The organism is Sphingomonas sp. GC_Shp_5, from assembly GCF_026540855.1.
Lineage (GTDB): Bacteria > Pseudomonadota > Alphaproteobacteria > Sphingomonadales > Sphingomonadaceae > Sphingomonas.
In genome coordinates this window covers 39,629-55,520 of the sequence record NZ_JALNUP010000013.1, presented here as the reverse complement: position 1 = coordinate 55,520, position 15,892 = coordinate 39,629, and the positions used below count along the sequence as shown (strand labels likewise).

Below are 15,892 nucleotides of genomic sequence, written 5' to 3'. Positions count from 1 at the left end.
AGAACGACGCTATGGCAACGCGTTTCCCTCTCGGCTAAGGCGCGCGGACCCATGAGCGACGATACCCCAACCGCCCGCGACTATCGCGATACCGTCTTCCTGCCGAAGACCGACTTTCCGATGAAGGCGGGCCTTGCCGCCAAGGAGCCGGCGATCCTGGAGCGGTGGGCGACGATCGGCCTCTACCAGCGGCTGCGCGAGCAGCGCGCCGGGCGCGAGCGGTTCATCCTCCACGATGGCCCGCCTTATGCGAATGGCGACATCCACATGGGCCATGCGATGAACAAGGTGTTGAAGGACATCATCGTCCGCAGCCAATCGTTGATGGGCAAGGATGCGCCGTTCGTGCCGGGCTGGGACTGCCATGGGCTGCCGATCGAGTGGAAGGTCGAGGAAGCCTATCGCGCCAAGAAGCAGAACAAGGACGAGGTGCCGGTCGCCCAGTTCCGTGCCGAATGCCGCGCCTATGCCGCCAAATGGGTCGACGTGCAGCGCGAGGAGTTCAAGCGGCTGGGCGTGATGGGCGATTGGGACGATCCCTATCTGACCATGAAATATGACGCCGAGGCAGCGATCGTCGGCGAATTGCTCAAGTTCGCCGAGAGCGGCCAGCTGTATCGCGGCGCCAAGCCGGTGATGTGGTCACCGGTGGAGAAGACCGCGCTCGCCGAGGCCGAGGTGGAATATGAGGACGTCGTCTCCACCCAGATCGACGTCGGCTTCGAGATCGCCACCGCACCCGAGGCGGAGATCGCGATCGGCGCGCAGGCGGTGATCTGGACGACGACGCCGTGGACGATCCCGGTCAACCAGGCGCTCGCCTATGGCCCGGCGTTCGATTACCTGCTGTTTGCCAGCGGCGGCGCCCGCTACCTCGTCGCCGAGGCGCTGCTGCCCGCGTTCACCAAGCGCACCGGGATCGCGATGGAGGAGTTCATCGCGCTGGTGAAGGGCAGTGCGCTGGAAGGCGCCACCGCGCGTCATCCGATGCACGCGCTCGGCGGCTTCTTCGCCAAGCCGCGGCCGCTGCTGGCGGGCGATTTCGTCACCACCGAGGCCGGCACCGGCCTCGTCCACATGTCGCCCGATCATGGCGAGGACGACTTCCTGCTGTGCAAAGCCCATGGCATCGATCCGGTGTTCGCGGTCGATGGCGCCGGCTTCTACCGTCCCGACTGGGGCTGGCTGGGCGGCCAGGGCAGCGTCATCAACAAGAAGTTCGTCGCCTCGGACGGGCCGATCTGCGCGGACCTGCGCAGCGTCGGCGCGCTGCTCGGCGCGTCCGACGATTTCGCCCACAGCTATCCGCATTCGTGGCGGTCCAAGGCCAAGGTGATCTTCCGCGCCACGCCGCAATGGTTCATCCCGATGGACCGATCGACCGCCGCCGGTGCCGATGGCGCGGCAAGCAACGGCGCGACGCTGCGCGAAACGGCGCTCGACGCGATCGAGCACACCCGCTGGGTGCCGGCGCGGTCGCAGAACCGGATCCGCTCGATGGTGGAGGGCCGCCCGGACTGGGTGATCAGCCGCCAGCGCGCCTGGGGCGTGCCGATCGCGCTCTACGTCAACCGTGCCACCGGCGAGTATCTCAACGATCCCGCGGTCAACGCCCGGATCATCGCCGCGTTCGGCGAAGGCGGCGCGGATGCGTGGTTCACCGCGGATCATCAGGCGCTGCTCGGGCCCGATCATGCGCTGGCCGATTACGAGCCGCAGAACGACATCCTCGACGTCTGGTTCGACAGCGGCTCGACCCATGTGTTCACGGTCGAGGCGCGCTACGGCGAGGGCGTGCGCGCCAACCTGTACCTCGAGGGCTCGGACCAGCATCGCGGCTGGTTCCAGTCGTCGCTGCTCGAGAGCTGCGGCACCCGCGGGCGGGCGCCTTACGAGGCCGTGCTGACCCATGGCTTCGCGCTCGACGGCCAGGGGCGCAAGATGTCCAAGAGCCTTGGCAATGTCGTCGATCCGTTGAAGGTGATCGGCGAGAGCGGCGCCGACATCCTGCGGATGTGGGTCGCGTCGACCGACTATTTCGACGATGTGCGGATCGGCAAGGAAGTGCTCGGCACGGCATCCGACGGCTATCGCAAGCTCAGGAACACCTTCCGCTACCTGCTCGGCGCGCTCGACGGGTTCAGCGACGCCGAGAAGGTGGCGGACGATGAGATGCCCGAGCTGGAGCGCTACGTGCTGACGCTGCTCGGCGCGCTCGATGTCGAGCTGCGCGAGGCGGCCGAGGCGTTCGAGCTCAACCGCTACCTGCGGCGGCTGACCGATTTTGCCAACGAGGATCTGTCGGCGTTCTTCTTCGATATCCGCAAGGACAGTCTTTATTGCGACGCGCCCGGCGACGTGAAGCGGCGGGCGTATCGGACGGTGCTCGACCTGCTGTTCCACGCGCTGGTGCGCTATGCGGCGCCGGTGCTGTGCTTCACCGCCGAGGAAGTGTGGCAGGCGCGCTTCCCGAGCGAGGACGGCTCGGTGCATTATCTCGAATGGCCCGAACTGCCGGCGCTCGCGGGCGACACGCCGCTCGGCAGCGAATGGGCGGAGGTGCGCAAGCTGCGCGCAACGGTGACCGAGGCGATCGAGCCGCTGCGGCGCGCCAAGACGGTGCGCTCGAGCCTCGAGGCGGTGGTGAGCGTGCCGTCGCTGCCGCTCGACGCCGCGGCGCTGACCGAGACGTTCATCGTCGCGCGGGTGGATGCCGGGGACGCGGTCGCGGTGAGCCGGACCGATTACCTCAAGTGCGGGCGCTGCTGGCGGCATTTGCCCGAGGTAACCGAGGACGGCACGCTGTGCGATCGCTGCACCGCGGTGGTCGGCGAGGAGGCTCCCCATGCGTAAGCCACCGTTGATCGGCGTGATCAGCGCCGCGGTGCTGTTCCTTGCCGACCAGGCGAGCAAGGTCGCGATTACCGACGGGCTGCAGCTCAACGAGCTCACCGCGGAGCGGGTCGTCACCGGCTTCTTCAACCTGCGCTTCGTCGCCAACCACGGCGTGTCGCTGGGGCTGCTCCACGCCGATACCAACGCCATGCGCTGGGCGCTGGTGGCGATGACCGGCGCGATCGCGCTTGGCGTCGCGGTGTGGATGACGCGCGAAACCCACCGGGCTGACCAGGTTGCGCTCGGCGCGATCCTCGGCGGCGCGCTCGGCAACATCGTCGACCGGGTTCGGCTCGGCTATGTGGTCGATTTCGCCGACCTTCATTTCGGCGAATGGCGCCCGTTTCTGGTGTTCAACATCGCCGATGCGGCGATTACCCTTGGTGTGCTCGTGCTGCTTGTCCGCGCGCTCCTGATGCGCGACAAGCGCGACGATGTTTCGGAGATTCCCCATGCGTAAGATTGTGCCCGTCGCCGTTGGTCTTGCCTGCGTTGCCCTGCTCTCCGGCTGCGGCAAGCGCGGCTACGATCGCGCCCGTCCCGACGAGTTCGCGGTCGCGCGCCAGGCACCGCTGGTGATCCCGCCCGATTATGCGCTGGTGCCGCCGCAGCCGGGCGCCGCCCGTCCGCAGGACAGCGCCACCAACGCGCAGACGCTGCAGGCGCTGTTCGGCGGCAATGCCGCGCGCAGCACGTCGGAGAATGCGGTGATCGATCAGGCCGGCGGCGATACCGCCGATGCCGGGATTCGCTCGTCGGCGGGCGATCCGGACACCAATGTGGTCGACAAGGGCGCCACCACCCGCGACATCGTCGCCGCCCCCCAGGGCGACGGGCAGGACGCCCGCGCGCAGGCGCAGTAAGCCGGGGAGAAGCCGGGTTCCGGCGCAGCGGGAACCCGGGATGACGCATCAGCACCGCCTAGCCCCGCGCTCCCGCTGGCGCAGGAGCGCGGGTCTAGGTGATCAGAAACTGGTGCCGATATAGGCCAGCACCGTCGAGCCGCGGCCGAGCTGGCGGTCGAAATCGAAGCGGTGGCTGATGTCGGTATCGACGTAGCTCACCCCCACCTTGAACGGCCCGCCGACCGCCTCGGCGGTGACCGACCAGTCGAAATAGCTGTTGTCGTTGCTGTCGGGGATGTTGAGCGAGCCCAGCGAGCCCTTGGAATAGCCGAGGTGCCCCTTGAGCGTCACCGGCGTGGTCGGGATCGCCGCCGAGGCTTCGCCATAGACGTAGATATTGTCGTCGTTGCCGCCATGGACGTCAAAGCCCGACAGGCCCTTCTGGCCGCCCCAGGCATAAGCGGCGCCGAGCTTGGTGCCGACCGGACCGATCGTGTAGCTGATCGAGGCATAGGGCTCGAAGAAGTCGGTGTTCTGCCCGTCGCGGCCGCCCGGATAGTAATAATAGAGCAGGCCGACATCGGTGCCGATGCCGTTGGACAGCGTCTTGGTGAAGCCGCCGTAGAGATCGACCTCGGCGTCGCCATAGCCGGTGAGCGCGGGCGTCTTGCCCGAGCCGTCGATGGTCGAGATGAAGGTGCCGACGTAGAAGCCCGGCCGGGTGTTGAGGTTGAGCGTGGTCTGCAGTGCCGCATCGCCATTGGTCTGGGTGACGCCGCGGAACCGATAATCGCTGATCAGGGTGGTGCTGCCGGTAAGCTTGAGCATCGGCGTCGGCGCCGTCTCTGCGGCAGCGACGCCGTTCGGATCCGGCGCGGACGCGGGGTCGCCCTTGGCGGGAGCAGTGTCTTCCTGCGCGAGGGCAGGGGTGGCGGCGATCAGGGCCAGGGCGCTGATCAGTATAGGGGTGAAGCGCATCGCATCCCTTTCGGATTCGAGAGGTCGATGTCCCCGCCTGCATGGCCCCGGGTGGCGCATCTCTCCGCACAGGGCGCAGGCGCGGTCTTGCCGGGACGCGCTTCGGATGCCAGCGGCTGCCGCGTCGCACAAGACATTGTGAACGCGGCGCTGCTCATTTGTAAAACAATGTTGCTGTGAGGCCGCAGTATCAGGCTTCTGCAGCGGTGAAGGCAGCCAGCCCACGCTCAAGATCGGCGATCAGATCGTCGGGATCCTCGAGCCCGATCTGGAGGCGGACGATCATGCCGGGATAGTCGCGGCGCGAGACGGTGCGGATCCGTGCCGGATCGACCGGGGTGGCGAGGCTCTCGAACCCGCCCCAGCTGTAGCCTATCCCGAACAGCTCGAGCGTATCGATCAGCGCCGCACGCGAGGCCTCGCTGCCCCCTTCGAGCACGAAGGCGAACAGGCCCGACGAGCCCTTGAAGTCGCGCACGAACAATTCGTGGCCGGGGCAGGAGGGCAGCGCAGGATGCAGCACCTGCGCAACCTCCGGGCGATCCGCCAGCCAGCGGGCGATCTTGAGCGCGCTCGCCTGATGATGGGCGAGGCGGACCGCCATTGTGCGCAAGCCGCGGCTGCCGAGCCACGCATCGTCGGGGCTGGTGACCTGACCAAGCTGGAAGCTGACCTCGCGCAGCGCATCGAAACGGCCGGGCGCGGCAGTGACGGCGCCGAGCATCACGTCCGAATGGCCGACGATATATTTGGTCGCGGCGAGGATGGTGAGATCGATCCCGCGCTCGATCGCGGGGAAAAAGAGCGGCGTTGCCCAAGTGTTGTCGAGCAGGGTGACGAGACCGTGCTGCTTTGCCACCGCGACGATCGCCGGAATATCCTGGACCTCGAAGGTGAGGCTGCCGGGGCTTTCCATGAAGATCGCCTTGGTGTCTGGCCCGATCAGCTCGGCGATGCCGGCACCGATCAGCGGATCGTAGAAGCGTGTCTTGATCCCGAAGCGCTGGAGCAGCGTCACCGCCATGTTCCGCGTTGGATCATAGGCGCTGTCGACCAGCAACAGCTCGTCGCCCGGCGACAGCACCGAGAGCAGCGCCGCGGCGATCGCCGCGACGCCCGAGGGGTAGAGGAAGGTCGCCTCAGCGCCCGGCTCGAGGCTGGTCAACGCGTCGGCGAGGCTCCACTGCGTCGGCGTGCCGCGGCGGCCATAGAACAATTTGTGATGGGTATCGCGCCCGGCGTTGGCGCGCAGATCCGCGATCGAATCGTAGAGAATGGTGGAGGCACGCCATACCGGCGGGTTGACGATCCCGCCGGTCCATTCCTTGCGCCGGCCCGCCAGCACGACGCGGGTGGCGTCGCCCTGGGGGCGGCTGTCATCATGTTTGCTCAACGGTTTTCGCAGCTCCGGTTGCTTTGGGGGTGTCGAGGTTGGCGCCGTATTCGGACCAGCTGCCATCGTAGAGCGCGGCATCATGGCCGAGCAGGTGCAGCCCGAAGGCGAGGACGGCGGCGGTGATGCCCGAGCCGCAGGTGGTGATCACCGGGCGATCGAGGTGAACACCGGCGGCCGTGAAGGCATCCTGCAGCTCCACCCCCTGTTTCCAGCGGCCGTCCGCCCGGAACAAGCCCGCATAGGGCAGGTTGCGCGAGCCGGGGATATGGCCGGCGTGCGTGGCGGGGCGCGGATCGGGCTCGGCGCCGGTGAAGCGGGGGGCGGAGCGGGCATCGACCACCTGTTCCGCGCCGCTATCGAGGTTGGCCTTGATCTGATCGAGCGTGCGTACCGCCGTGAGGTCGGCCCAGGCAGTGAAGTGGCGGTGGCGGACCTGTTCGTTGCCGCTCGCCGTCTCGCGCCCCTCGGCCTGCCAGGCGGCAATGCCGCCATCGAGGATGGCGACGTCATGAGCGCCAAAGGTGCGCAGCATCCACCAGGCGCGCGCCGCGGTGTGCCAGGGGGAATTATCGTAGAGGACGATGCGGCTACCGTCGCCGAGCCCCAGGCTCTGCATGCGGCTGGCGAACTTCTCCGCGGTGGGCAGCATGTTGGGAAGGTCGGTGCCCGTGTCGCGCAGCTCGGCGAGGTTCATGAACACCGCGCCGGGAATATGCGCCGCCTCGAATTCCACCGCGGGATCGCGGCCGAGCGCGGCGTCCACATAGGTGGCGTCGACGATCCTGAGATCGCTCGCGCCCAACTCCCCAGCCAGCCATTCGGTGGTTACCAACGCGTCCATGTCCGTCTCCATGCTGTGCATTTGCCCGGCGGGGCGGGGTGCCTGGGGAGGGCCCGCGAGGGAGGCAATAGCCCAGGGTGGCGCTCGGCGTCGAGAGGGTGTGCCGCTTGGTAAGCCACCTTGTCCGATCCCGTGCGTTGAGCGCGTCGACAAACAGGAGCTTGCGCATGAAGGCGATGACAGTGAGGGCCCCGGGCGGGCTGGATCAACTGCGGCTGGACGAGCGTCCCGATCCGGGCGCGCCCGGCCGCCGCGAGATCAGGGTGGCGCTGCGTGGCAGCTCGCTCAACTTCCACGATCTCGGGATCGTCACCGGCCACATGCCGAGCGCCGACGGACGGGTACCGCTCGCCGATGGCGCCGGGCTGGTCGAGGCGGTAGGCGAGGGCGTGGACGAGTTCGCGGTCGGCGATCTCGTCGTCTCCTGCTTCTTTCCCGATTGGCAGGATGGCGGCGCCACCGTCGGTGATTTCGCCCGGACGCCCGGCGACGGCATCGACGGCTTTGCGCAGGAATATGTCGTGCTGCCGGCAAGTGCATTCACGCATGCGCCGCGCGGCTATGATGCGGTGGAAGCCGCGACGATCACCACGGCAGGGCTGACCGCCTGGCGCGCGCTGGTCGCCGACGACCGGCTCAAGGCCGGCGACACGGTGCTGCTGCTCGGCACCGGCGGCGTCTCGATCTGGGCCCTCCAGATCGCGCGGGCGATGGGCGCGCGGGTGGCGATCACCTCGTCCTCCGACGACAAGCTGGCGCGGGCGCGGGCGATGGGCGCCGAGTTCACCGTCAACTACAAGACGACGGCGGAGTGGGGCGCTGCCGTGCGCGACTGGACCGGTGGCCGCGGCGTCGACCATGTCGTCGAGGTCGGTGGCCCGGGGACGCTGGCGCAATCGATCGAGGCGGTGCGGGTCGGCGGGCATATCTCGCTGATCGGGGTGCTGACCGGCGTCGGCGGCGAGGTGCCGACCGCGGCATTGATGGCCAAGCAAGCGCGGCTGCAGGGCCTGATCGTCGGCAACCGGCGGCAGCAGCAGGATTTCGTCCGCGCGCTCGAGGCGAGCGGGATCAAGCCGGTGGTCGATCGCCGATTTGCGCTGGAGGATCTCGCCGCGGCGTTCCAGCATGAGATGGACGGCGGGCATTTCGGGAAAATCGGCGTGGAATGGTAGCATCATCCCGTGCTCCTGCTGGCGCGGGAGCACGGCCGACCAGTGGTTTTCAACGCCGTCCGCCGCCCCTACATGGCGGCAATGACCCCTATGCATCTCGGCCAGACCAGCGCGCTTCCGGCTTCACCAGAAGAGGCGGTGCTCGATTATGTCCCCAACCCGCGGCTCGGCAGCCTGTATCTGGTGCGCTTCGCGGCACCGGAATTCACCTCGCTGTGCCCAGTCACCGGCCAGCCCGATTTCGCCCATCTGGTGATCGATTATGCACCGGGCGAGACCATCGTCGAGTCCAAGTCGCTCAAGCTGTTCCTCGGCTCGTTTCGCAATCATGCCGGGTTCCACGAGGATTGCACGGTGGGGATCGGCGAGCGCTTGTGCGCCGAGATGAAACCACGGTGGTTGCGGATCGGCGGCTATTGGTATCCGCGCGGCGGCATCCCGATCGACGTGTTCTGGCAGTCCGGTGCCGCGCCCGAGGGCCTGTGGGTGCCGGACCAAGGCGTGGCGCCCTATCGCGGGCGCGGCTGACGCATCGCATCGGGCATGTGCTGCGATGCAACATCAATACCACCCGGGATGCAACCTATTCGCTTCAAGCGTGTTCATCCTCTGGCAAGGATGTGGTGCGACCGCATTATTGCATCAGCGAGGGTTAGAGTATGGCGAAGTCGGCGGGTGTTGGATCCATCAAGCATCTGGCGATGATCGGCAACTTTCTGCCGCGCCAGTGCGGCCTCGCTACCTTCACCACCGATGTCTACCAGGCGATGCGCGATCGTTTCCCCAACGTGACGGTGGACGTCTATGCGATGGACGATCACCCGGGACGATACGATTATCCCTCCGCCGTCGTCGCCGCGATCCCTGAGCAGGAGCTTGCGGCCTATATCGCCACGGCGCGCGCGATCGAGACCAGCGGCGCCCAGGCCATCTGGGTGCAGCATGAATATGGCATCTATGGCGGCCCGGCCGGCGAGCATCTGCTGGCACTGCTGGACCGCACCACGCTGCCGGTGATCGTCACCCTCCACACCGTCTTGGAAAAGCCGAGCGCCGACGAGCGCCGCGTGCTCGAGCGGCTGCTGCGCCGTGCCGCGCGGGTGGTGGTGATGGCCGAGCGTGGCCGCGAGATCCTGCGCCGCGTGTACGCCGCCAACCCGCGCCAGATCGTGATGATCCCGCATGGCGTGCCGGATCGTGCGTTCATCGAGCCCGACGCGCTCAAGCCGCGGTTCGGCTGGGAAGGCCGCGAGGTCGTGCTCACCTTCGGTCTGCTCGCGCCCAACAAGGGCATCGAGACGATCATCGAGGCGTTGTCCCAGGTCGCCGAGCGTCATCCCAATCTGCTCTATGTGGTGCTCGGCGCTACCCACCCGAACCTGGTGGCGCACGAGGGCGAGGCCTATCGCGATCGGCTCAAGGCGCTCGCCGAGGAGCGCGGCGTCGGCGACAATGTCGCGTTCGTCGATGCCTTCGTCGAGCATGACGAATTGATCGATTATCTCCAGGCGGCGGACATTTATGCGACGCCGTATCTCAACCCGGCGCAGATCACGAGCGGGACGCTGTCCTATGCGGTCGGGGTCGGCAAGGCCGTGGTGTCCACGCCCTACGTCCATGCCACCGAGATCCTCGCCGATGGCCATGGCGTGCTGGTGGACTTCCGCGACGTCAGCGCCTTCGCGCGCGAGATCGACCGGCTGCTGTCGAGCGAGCGCGATCGCGGCCGGCTGGCGCAGCGTGCCTATGATCGCGGCCGGACGATGATCTGGCCGCGTCTTGCCGAGGCGACGCTGGCCGAGACGGAGGCGGTGGTCGCCGCGCACCCTACCCGGCTCGCCCAGACTAGGCCTTCGGTTCGAGCGCTCAAGCCCAACTTCGCCGCGGTCGAGCGGATGAGCGATCTTACCGGCATGCTCCAGCATTCGATCTATTCGGTGCCCGATCGCCGCCACGGCTATTGCATCGACGACAATGCCCGGGCGCTGATGCTGGTGAGCGCGATGGAGGATCTCGATCCCGTCCAGCGCGACAAGTGGATGACGGTGTTCGCCTCGTTCGTCCAATATGCTTGGAACCCCGACGAGCAGCGCTTCCGCAACTTCATGAACTTCGACCGGACCTGGTGCGAGGACGTCGGCTCGGAGGATTCGAACGGCCGCGCGTTGTGGGCGCTCGGGGTCACCGCGCGCGATGCGCAGGATCCCAAGCATCGCGACTGGGCGGCGAACATGTACGATGCCACCGCCAGCCTCGCCTTCGGGATCGGCTCGCTGCGCGCGCAATCGTTCGCGATGCTCGGCGCGGCGGCGATGCTCGAGGCGCGGCCCGGGCATGGCCTCTCGCTCGACATCCTCAACCGCTTCCCCGACGACCAGCTCGCGCTGCTCGCACAGGCACGGCGCCCCGAGTGGCAGTGGTTCGAGATCGTGCTCGCCTATGACAACGCCCGCCTGCCGCAGGCGCTGATCCGCGCCGGCCAGGCGCTCGACCGGCCCGAGCTGGTGCAGTGCGGGCTCGAGACGCTGGACTGGATCGTCGGCAAGCAGACCTCGCCCGAGGGCCGCTTCCGCGCCGTCGGCACCGAGAGCTTCCATCGGCCTTATGCCGAGCCGCTGCAGTTCGACCAGCAGCCGCTCGAGGCGCAGGCGACGGTGGATGCCTGTGCCACCGCATTCGACGCGACCGGCGACATGCGCTGGGTGGAAGAGGCCGAGAAGGCCTATGGCTGGTATCTGGGGCTCAACGACCTCGATCTGCCGCTCGCCAGCCCGGCCGATGGCGGCTGTTTCGACGGCCTGATGCCGACCGGATTGAACCGCAATCAGGGCGCCGAATCGATTTTGGCCCTGCAACTCGCCAGTTGTGCGATTTCGGGGCTTTCAAAGGCGGCCCAAGCCGTGGCAGGGGCGTCGCGCGTCGTAGCCTGATCGGCTGCGACGGCGTCACCCTTGATCAAGTTCGGCGAGGCTTTTCCAGCGATGGACCTGTTTACCCACCGCCTGCGGCTTCATGCCGATCCTTCACGTGTCGTCGTCCGGCCGTTCCACATCGCCTGGGGCGGCAAGGGCGGGGCGCCCGGCCGCACCGAGCGGCTGGTCGGCGAAGTGCTGGCGATGACCCCCGAGGAAGCCCGCGAGCAGCTCGAGGTCGTGCTCAAGGACTTCGAGGCGCGCCACTGGCAGACGCGCCGCGTGTTCATGACACGCTATGACGAGATCGAGGATCTGCTCGAGCTGAACGGCGCCGAGATCGGCGACGAGAAGCGCCAGCTGATCGGCGCCTATTTCTGCCACGAATATAGCTATGCCGCCGCCGCACTGATGAACCCCAGCGCGGTGCCGCATTTCGACCAGTCCGGCATGCCGGAGGGATCGATGCGGATCCTGATGTCGCTGCGCGCGGTGGGGGAGGGGCACATCTCGTCCGTCGCCTTCCGCGAGGGCATCATCACCGATCAGAACCAGCTGCGCCTCGCCACCGAGCCGCCCTTCGCGACCGCGACCGACGTGGTCAGCGGGGGCGAGGAGGAGATGCCGGTCGGCCCGGTGACGGTGTACCGCCATCGCGATTCGACGCTGTCGGGCACGGTGATCTTCCCGATCACCCAGGCGCAGTCCAAGGGGCTGGAGGATCTGCGGATCGTCCACTTCCAGCATGAGGACGGCAGCTACGAATGGATCGGCACCTATACGGCCTATAACGGGTCGGTGATCCAGTCCGAGCTGATGCGGACCCGCGACTTCCGCGCGTTCGACCTGGTGCCGATGAGCGGCCCGGCGGCGCGCAACAAGGGCATGGCGCTGTTCCCGCGCAAGGTGGCGGGCCAGTATATGATGATCGGGCGTCAGGACGGCGAGAACCTGTTCCTGCTCAAGTCCGACACGCTCGAGCATTGGGACGAGGGCGAGAAGATCCTCGCGCCGCATTATCCGTGGGAGCTGGTCCAGATCGGCAATTGCGGGCCGCCGATCGAGCTCGACGAGGGCTGGCTGCTGCTGACCCATGGCGTCGGCGCGATGCGCAAATATTCGATCGGTGCGGCGCTGCTCGACAAGGACGACCCATCCAAGGTGCTCGGCCGTACCGAGCTGCCGATCCTCGCCGCCAAGGACCAGGACCGCGAGGGCTATGTGCCCAACGTCGTCTATTCGTGCGGCGCCATCAAGCATGGCGACAAGCTGTTCCTGCCGTACGGCATCGCCGACAGCTCGGTGGGCTTCGCGTTCGTGCCGATCAAGGACATGCTCGCCGCGATGGTGTGAGGCGAGGCGCGCCCTGCCTCCGCGTGGCGGTTCAGCGCGGCCGCTGCACAGCGCCTGCCTGAGTACCGGCTTTGCTGGCTGTCGGGGTGCCGCGTAAGCCGGCACAAGCGCCACCAGGGCAGCGTCAAACCAGAAGGGGCCCCGGCTCGCGCCAAGGCCCCCACAGCTCGATGTCAGCCCTGCCGATCGTCGGCAGGGCCGGACCTATCAGCAACCGCGGCGAGCGCGGGTGCGGTTCTTGTCGATATGACGGCCGAGCAGGCCGCCGCCGACGCCACCGGCGATCGTGCCGACCGTACCGCCGCCCAGCACGTTGCCGAGCACCGCACCGCCGACGCCACCAGCGATCGTGCCGGTTGCGCCATTGCCGCCACCGCAACGAGCGCGGCCGCGGTTGTCGTGATAGACGCGGTGATGCTTGCGGGCCTGGGCGACATCCGGGGCCACCATCGAGGTGCTGACCAGGGCGGCCAGGGCAGCAATCGCTAACTTGTTACGCATTCGTATCTCCTTTGACGAATGGCGCAACGCAGAGCGAGGCCAACGGTTGCCTCGCACCCGTCATGCAATCGCGATCCGGCGCGTATAGCGATAAAGCCCGACGAGCAGCGCCAGGAAGGCGATCGTGCCGCCGATCAGCGCCGGGGTGGCAAAGCCATCGCCGGCCAGCGCCAGCGGCGCATCCGAATTGGTAAGATAGACGATCACCGCGAAGGCGACGCCCCACAAGCTCTCGCCGACGATCATGCCGGTGGCGGTGAGCACGCCCATCCGCTTGGCGGCTTCGGGATCGCCGGTGCGCTCGGCCCAACGATCGTAGAAGGCGCCGATCACCGCGCCGATCACCACCGGCAGCGTCACCGCCATCGGCAGATAGACGCCGAGGCCGACGCCGAGTGGGGGCAGGCGAAACTTGCCGAGCTTGCCGAGGATCTCGTCGGCGATGATGATCGCGGCGCCAACCAGTGCGCCGACGCCGATCATTGCCCAATTGAGATCGCCGCCGAGCACGCCCTTGGCCAAGGCCGAGATCAGCGCCGCCTGGGGCGCGGCAAGCGCATTGGGGCCGGCGCCCGGCGCGCCCTGGAAGCCGAGCGTGGTCGCGAGCAGCTCGAGCACCGGCGGCACCACCAGGCTGCCGAAGATCACGCCGATCACGAGCGCCACCTGCTGCTTCCACGGCGTCGCGCCGACCAGCTGGCCGGTCTTGAGATCCTGGAGGTTGTCGTTGGAGATGGTCGCAACGCCGAACACGATGCCGGTGACGATCAGTGCATAGGCAATCAGCGCCTGGCTGGTTTCGGGCGGCGTGCCGCGGCCGAACAGGCCGACCAGCATCAGCGAGGCGGCGAGCACCGAGAGGATGCCGATGCCCGAGACGGGGCTGTTGGAGGCGCCGATCAGCCCGGCCATGTAGCCGCACACCGCGGCGATGACGAGGCCGAGGACGAGGATGAAGATCAACGCGCCGGCGATCAGGACAAGGGCCGAGCCCTGGAGCGGCCCACCGGCGATTACCGACCAGAGCAGCCCGGCGATCGGCACCAGCATGGCAAGGCTGACGGTGACGACGACGCCGATCGACAGATCGCGCTCACCGAGTTCCAGCACGGCTCCGCTGCGCTTGGCGCGGCTCGCCGCGATCGAAGACTGGATGCCCGAGACCACCGGGCCGATGATCTTGACCAGCGTCCAGATCGCCGCGACGCCGATCACGCCGGCGCCGAGGAAGCGCACGTCGGTGCGGAACACCGCACCGGCCCAGGCCTCGGCGCTGGTGCCCGCCACCGCGGGAGCGAGCGCGGTGAGGATCGGCAGCGCCACCCACCAGCCGATCACCAGCCCGGCGAAGATGGCGATGCCCGCCGACAGGCCGATCAGATGCCCGGCACCGACCAGCGCGAACGACAGGCCGCTCGAGATGCCGGTCGCGCCGGCGCCGGCGCGGAAGTAATAAGCGGCTTCGGCGACGGCGATCTTGGTCTGGGTGAGGATCGCGAAGCCGGCCGAGACCAGGGCGTTGACGACGATCAGCTTGAGCCCGCGGCCGCTCTCGGCCTCGCCGGCGCGGCTGCCGGCGCCGACCAGCAGCACCTCGGCGGCGGCGCGGCCCTCGGGGAAGGGCAGATCGGTATCCACCACCAACGCGCGGCGCAGCGGCACGGAGAACATCACCCCGAGAATGCCGCCGGTGGCGGTGATGCCGGCGGTGAGCAGATAGGGGAAGCCCGTCCACCAGCCGATCATCACCAGCCCCGGCAGCACGAAGATGATCGCCGCGAGGGTGCCGGCCGCCGACGCCACGGTCTGGACGATGTTGTTCTCGAGCACGGTCGCGCCCGGCACGTAGCGCAGCACCGCCATCGAGATCACCGCGGCGGGGATCGACGTGGCGAAGGTCAGCCCGACCTTGAGGCCGAGATAGACGTTGGCGGCGGTGAACAGCAGCGTGATCAATCCGCCCAGCAGGATGCCGCGGAGGGTCAGTTCGGCGACCGGCCGGGCAGGAGGGGCGGAGGGTATTGTGGCCATTGATGATCTCGCCGCGTGGGAAAGGGACATGAAAGGCAGCGTTGTGGCACGGCTTGCCGGCGGGGGACAGGGGTGTCGAAGGCGGCAGCGTCAGCCCGTCCGCTTGCTCGCGACCAGTGATCGGATCCGTTCCGCGTCGGCGGGCGTGACCGGGTTGTAGACCAGCATCGCCAGATCCGGCCGGCCATCGATCGCGAAGGCGGAATATTCCATCGGCAGGTCGCCGAGCACCGGGTGGCGCAGGCGCTTCAATCCCTCGCCGAACCCGCGGACGTCGTGATCGCGCCACATTGCCGCGAAATCGGGGCTGGCCTGGGAGAGTTCATCGACCAGCGGCTGCACCGTGGCGGCGCCGGCGCGGGCGGCATCGGCCCTGAATACCGCGACGACGAAGCGGGCGACGCCCTCCCAATCGGCCTGGGCGGCGCGCGTATGCGGATTGAGGAAGATCAGCCGCAGCACATTGCGCTCGCGGGGCGGCAGCGCGCCATAGTCGGTGAGCACGGCGGCCGCTGCGGCGTTCCAGGCGATCACGTCCCAGGTCAAGGTTCGCACCATCGCAGGGCTCGCATCCATCGCATCCAGCACGCGCTGCAGCCGGGGGGTGACGCCTTCGCTGGCCTGATAGCGGATGTCGGGCGACCGACCGAGCCCGAGCAGGAAGATGTGCTCGCGCTCTACTTCGGTGAGCATCAGCGCATGGGCAATGCGATCGAGCACGTCCGCCGAGGGCGCCCCGCCGCGTCCCTGCTCCAGCCAGGTATACCAGGTAGCGCTGATGTTGGCGCGCTGCGCGACCTCCTCGCGGCGCAGCCCCGGCGTGCGCCGCCGCGTCGCGGCAAAGCCCAGGGCGGCGGGATCGAGCCGGCCGCGGCGATCCTTGAGATAGGCGGCGAGTGATGTGGCGCTGGGCACGATAAGCCTGTTAAACCTTATACCCGGATAAGCTCACTACTTTAACAGCA

13 protein-coding genes are annotated in these 15,892 nt (G+C 67.9%); 7 read left to right on the top strand and 6 right to left on the bottom strand.

Features of this window, described 5'->3' with window-relative positions; translation table 11 throughout:
- The first annotated feature begins 51 nt into the window (after window positions 1-51).
- From ileS to OXR60_RS11785, 3 genes are read left to right on the top strand one after another with little or no spacing between them, the layout of a single operon-like run.
- Entirely contained in the window at window positions 52-2,853 is a 2,802-nt protein-coding gene (gene ileS, locus OXR60_RS11795) for an isoleucine--tRNA ligase (protein WP_267396104.1), read from the top strand.
- Entirely contained in the window at window positions 2,846-3,355 is a 510-nt protein-coding gene (gene lspA, locus OXR60_RS11790; RefSeq protein WP_267396103.1) for a signal peptidase II, read from the top strand. The genes ileS and lspA overlap by 8 nt, the downstream gene beginning before the upstream one ends.
- Window positions 3,348-3,758, top strand: a complete 411-nt coding sequence (locus OXR60_RS11785; protein WP_267396102.1) for a DUF3035 domain-containing protein — start codon at window positions 3,348-3,350, stop codon at window positions 3,756-3,758. Before lspA ends, OXR60_RS11785 begins: the two co-directional genes overlap by 8 nt.
- Before the next feature lie 102 nt (window positions 3,759-3,860).
- Here OXR60_RS11785 and OXR60_RS11780 read toward each other — a convergent pair whose 3' ends face one another.
- From OXR60_RS11780 to sseA, 3 genes are all read right to left on the bottom strand, one after another.
- Window positions 3,861-4,718 (bottom strand): TorF family putative porin, encoded by an 858-nt coding sequence (locus tag OXR60_RS11780; protein ID WP_267396101.1) that lies wholly within the window; start codon window positions 4,716-4,718, stop codon window positions 3,861-3,863.
- Between the two features lie 190 nt (window positions 4,719-4,908).
- A complete protein-coding gene (metC, locus tag OXR60_RS11775) occupies window positions 4,909-6,111 on the bottom strand; it encodes a cystathionine beta-lyase (protein WP_267396100.1) in 1,203 nt (400 codons plus the stop codon).
- A complete protein-coding gene (gene sseA / locus OXR60_RS11770) occupies window positions 6,098-6,955 on the bottom strand; it encodes a 3-mercaptopyruvate sulfurtransferase (protein ID WP_267396099.1) in 858 nt (285 codons plus the stop codon). The genes metC and sseA overlap by 14 nt, the downstream gene beginning before the upstream one ends.
- Window positions 6,956-7,122: 167 nt before the next feature.
- On the opposite strand from sseA, the gene OXR60_RS11765 reads away from it, so the two are divergent.
- The 4 genes from OXR60_RS11765 (at window position 7,123) to OXR60_RS11750 (ending at window position 12,395) form a co-directional block, all read left to right on the top strand.
- Window positions 7,123-8,130 carry an NAD(P)-dependent alcohol dehydrogenase gene (locus OXR60_RS11765; protein ID WP_267396098.1) on the top strand — a complete coding sequence of 336 codons (1,008 nt, stop codon included), beginning with the start codon at window positions 7,123-7,125 and terminating at the stop codon, window positions 8,128-8,130.
- A gap of 81 nt (window positions 8,131-8,211) precedes the next feature.
- Window positions 8,212-8,658 (top strand): preQ(1) synthase, encoded by a 447-nt coding sequence (gene queF, locus OXR60_RS11760; RefSeq protein ID WP_267396097.1) that lies wholly within the window; start codon window positions 8,212-8,214, stop codon window positions 8,656-8,658.
- Between the two features lie 131 nt (window positions 8,659-8,789).
- Window positions 8,790-11,060, top strand: coding sequence for a glycosyltransferase family 4 protein (locus OXR60_RS11755; RefSeq protein ID WP_267396096.1), 2,271 nt, complete (start codon window positions 8,790-8,792; stop codon window positions 11,058-11,060).
- Between the two features lie 51 nt (window positions 11,061-11,111).
- Window positions 11,112-12,395, top strand: a complete 1,284-nt coding sequence (locus tag OXR60_RS11750; protein ID WP_267396155.1) for a glycoside hydrolase family 130 protein — start codon at window positions 11,112-11,114, stop codon at window positions 12,393-12,395.
- Between the two features lie 207 nt (window positions 12,396-12,602).
- Here OXR60_RS11750 and OXR60_RS11745 read toward each other — a convergent pair whose 3' ends face one another.
- The 3 genes from OXR60_RS11745 to OXR60_RS11735 form a co-directional block, all read right to left on the bottom strand.
- Window positions 12,603-12,896, bottom strand: a complete 294-nt coding sequence (locus OXR60_RS11745; protein ID WP_267396095.1) for a hypothetical protein — start codon at window positions 12,894-12,896, stop codon at window positions 12,603-12,605.
- Window positions 12,897-12,956: 60 nt separating this feature from the next.
- A complete protein-coding gene (locus tag OXR60_RS11740) occupies window positions 12,957-14,927 on the bottom strand; it encodes an oligopeptide transporter, OPT family (RefSeq protein WP_267396094.1) in 1,971 nt (656 codons plus the stop codon).
- Between the two features lie 90 nt (window positions 14,928-15,017).
- On the bottom strand, window positions 15,018-15,845 hold the full coding sequence (locus OXR60_RS11735) for a helix-turn-helix transcriptional regulator (protein WP_267396154.1): 828 nt from the start codon (window positions 15,843-15,845) through the stop codon (window positions 15,018-15,020).
- Window positions 15,846-15,892: the final 47 nt, after the last annotated feature.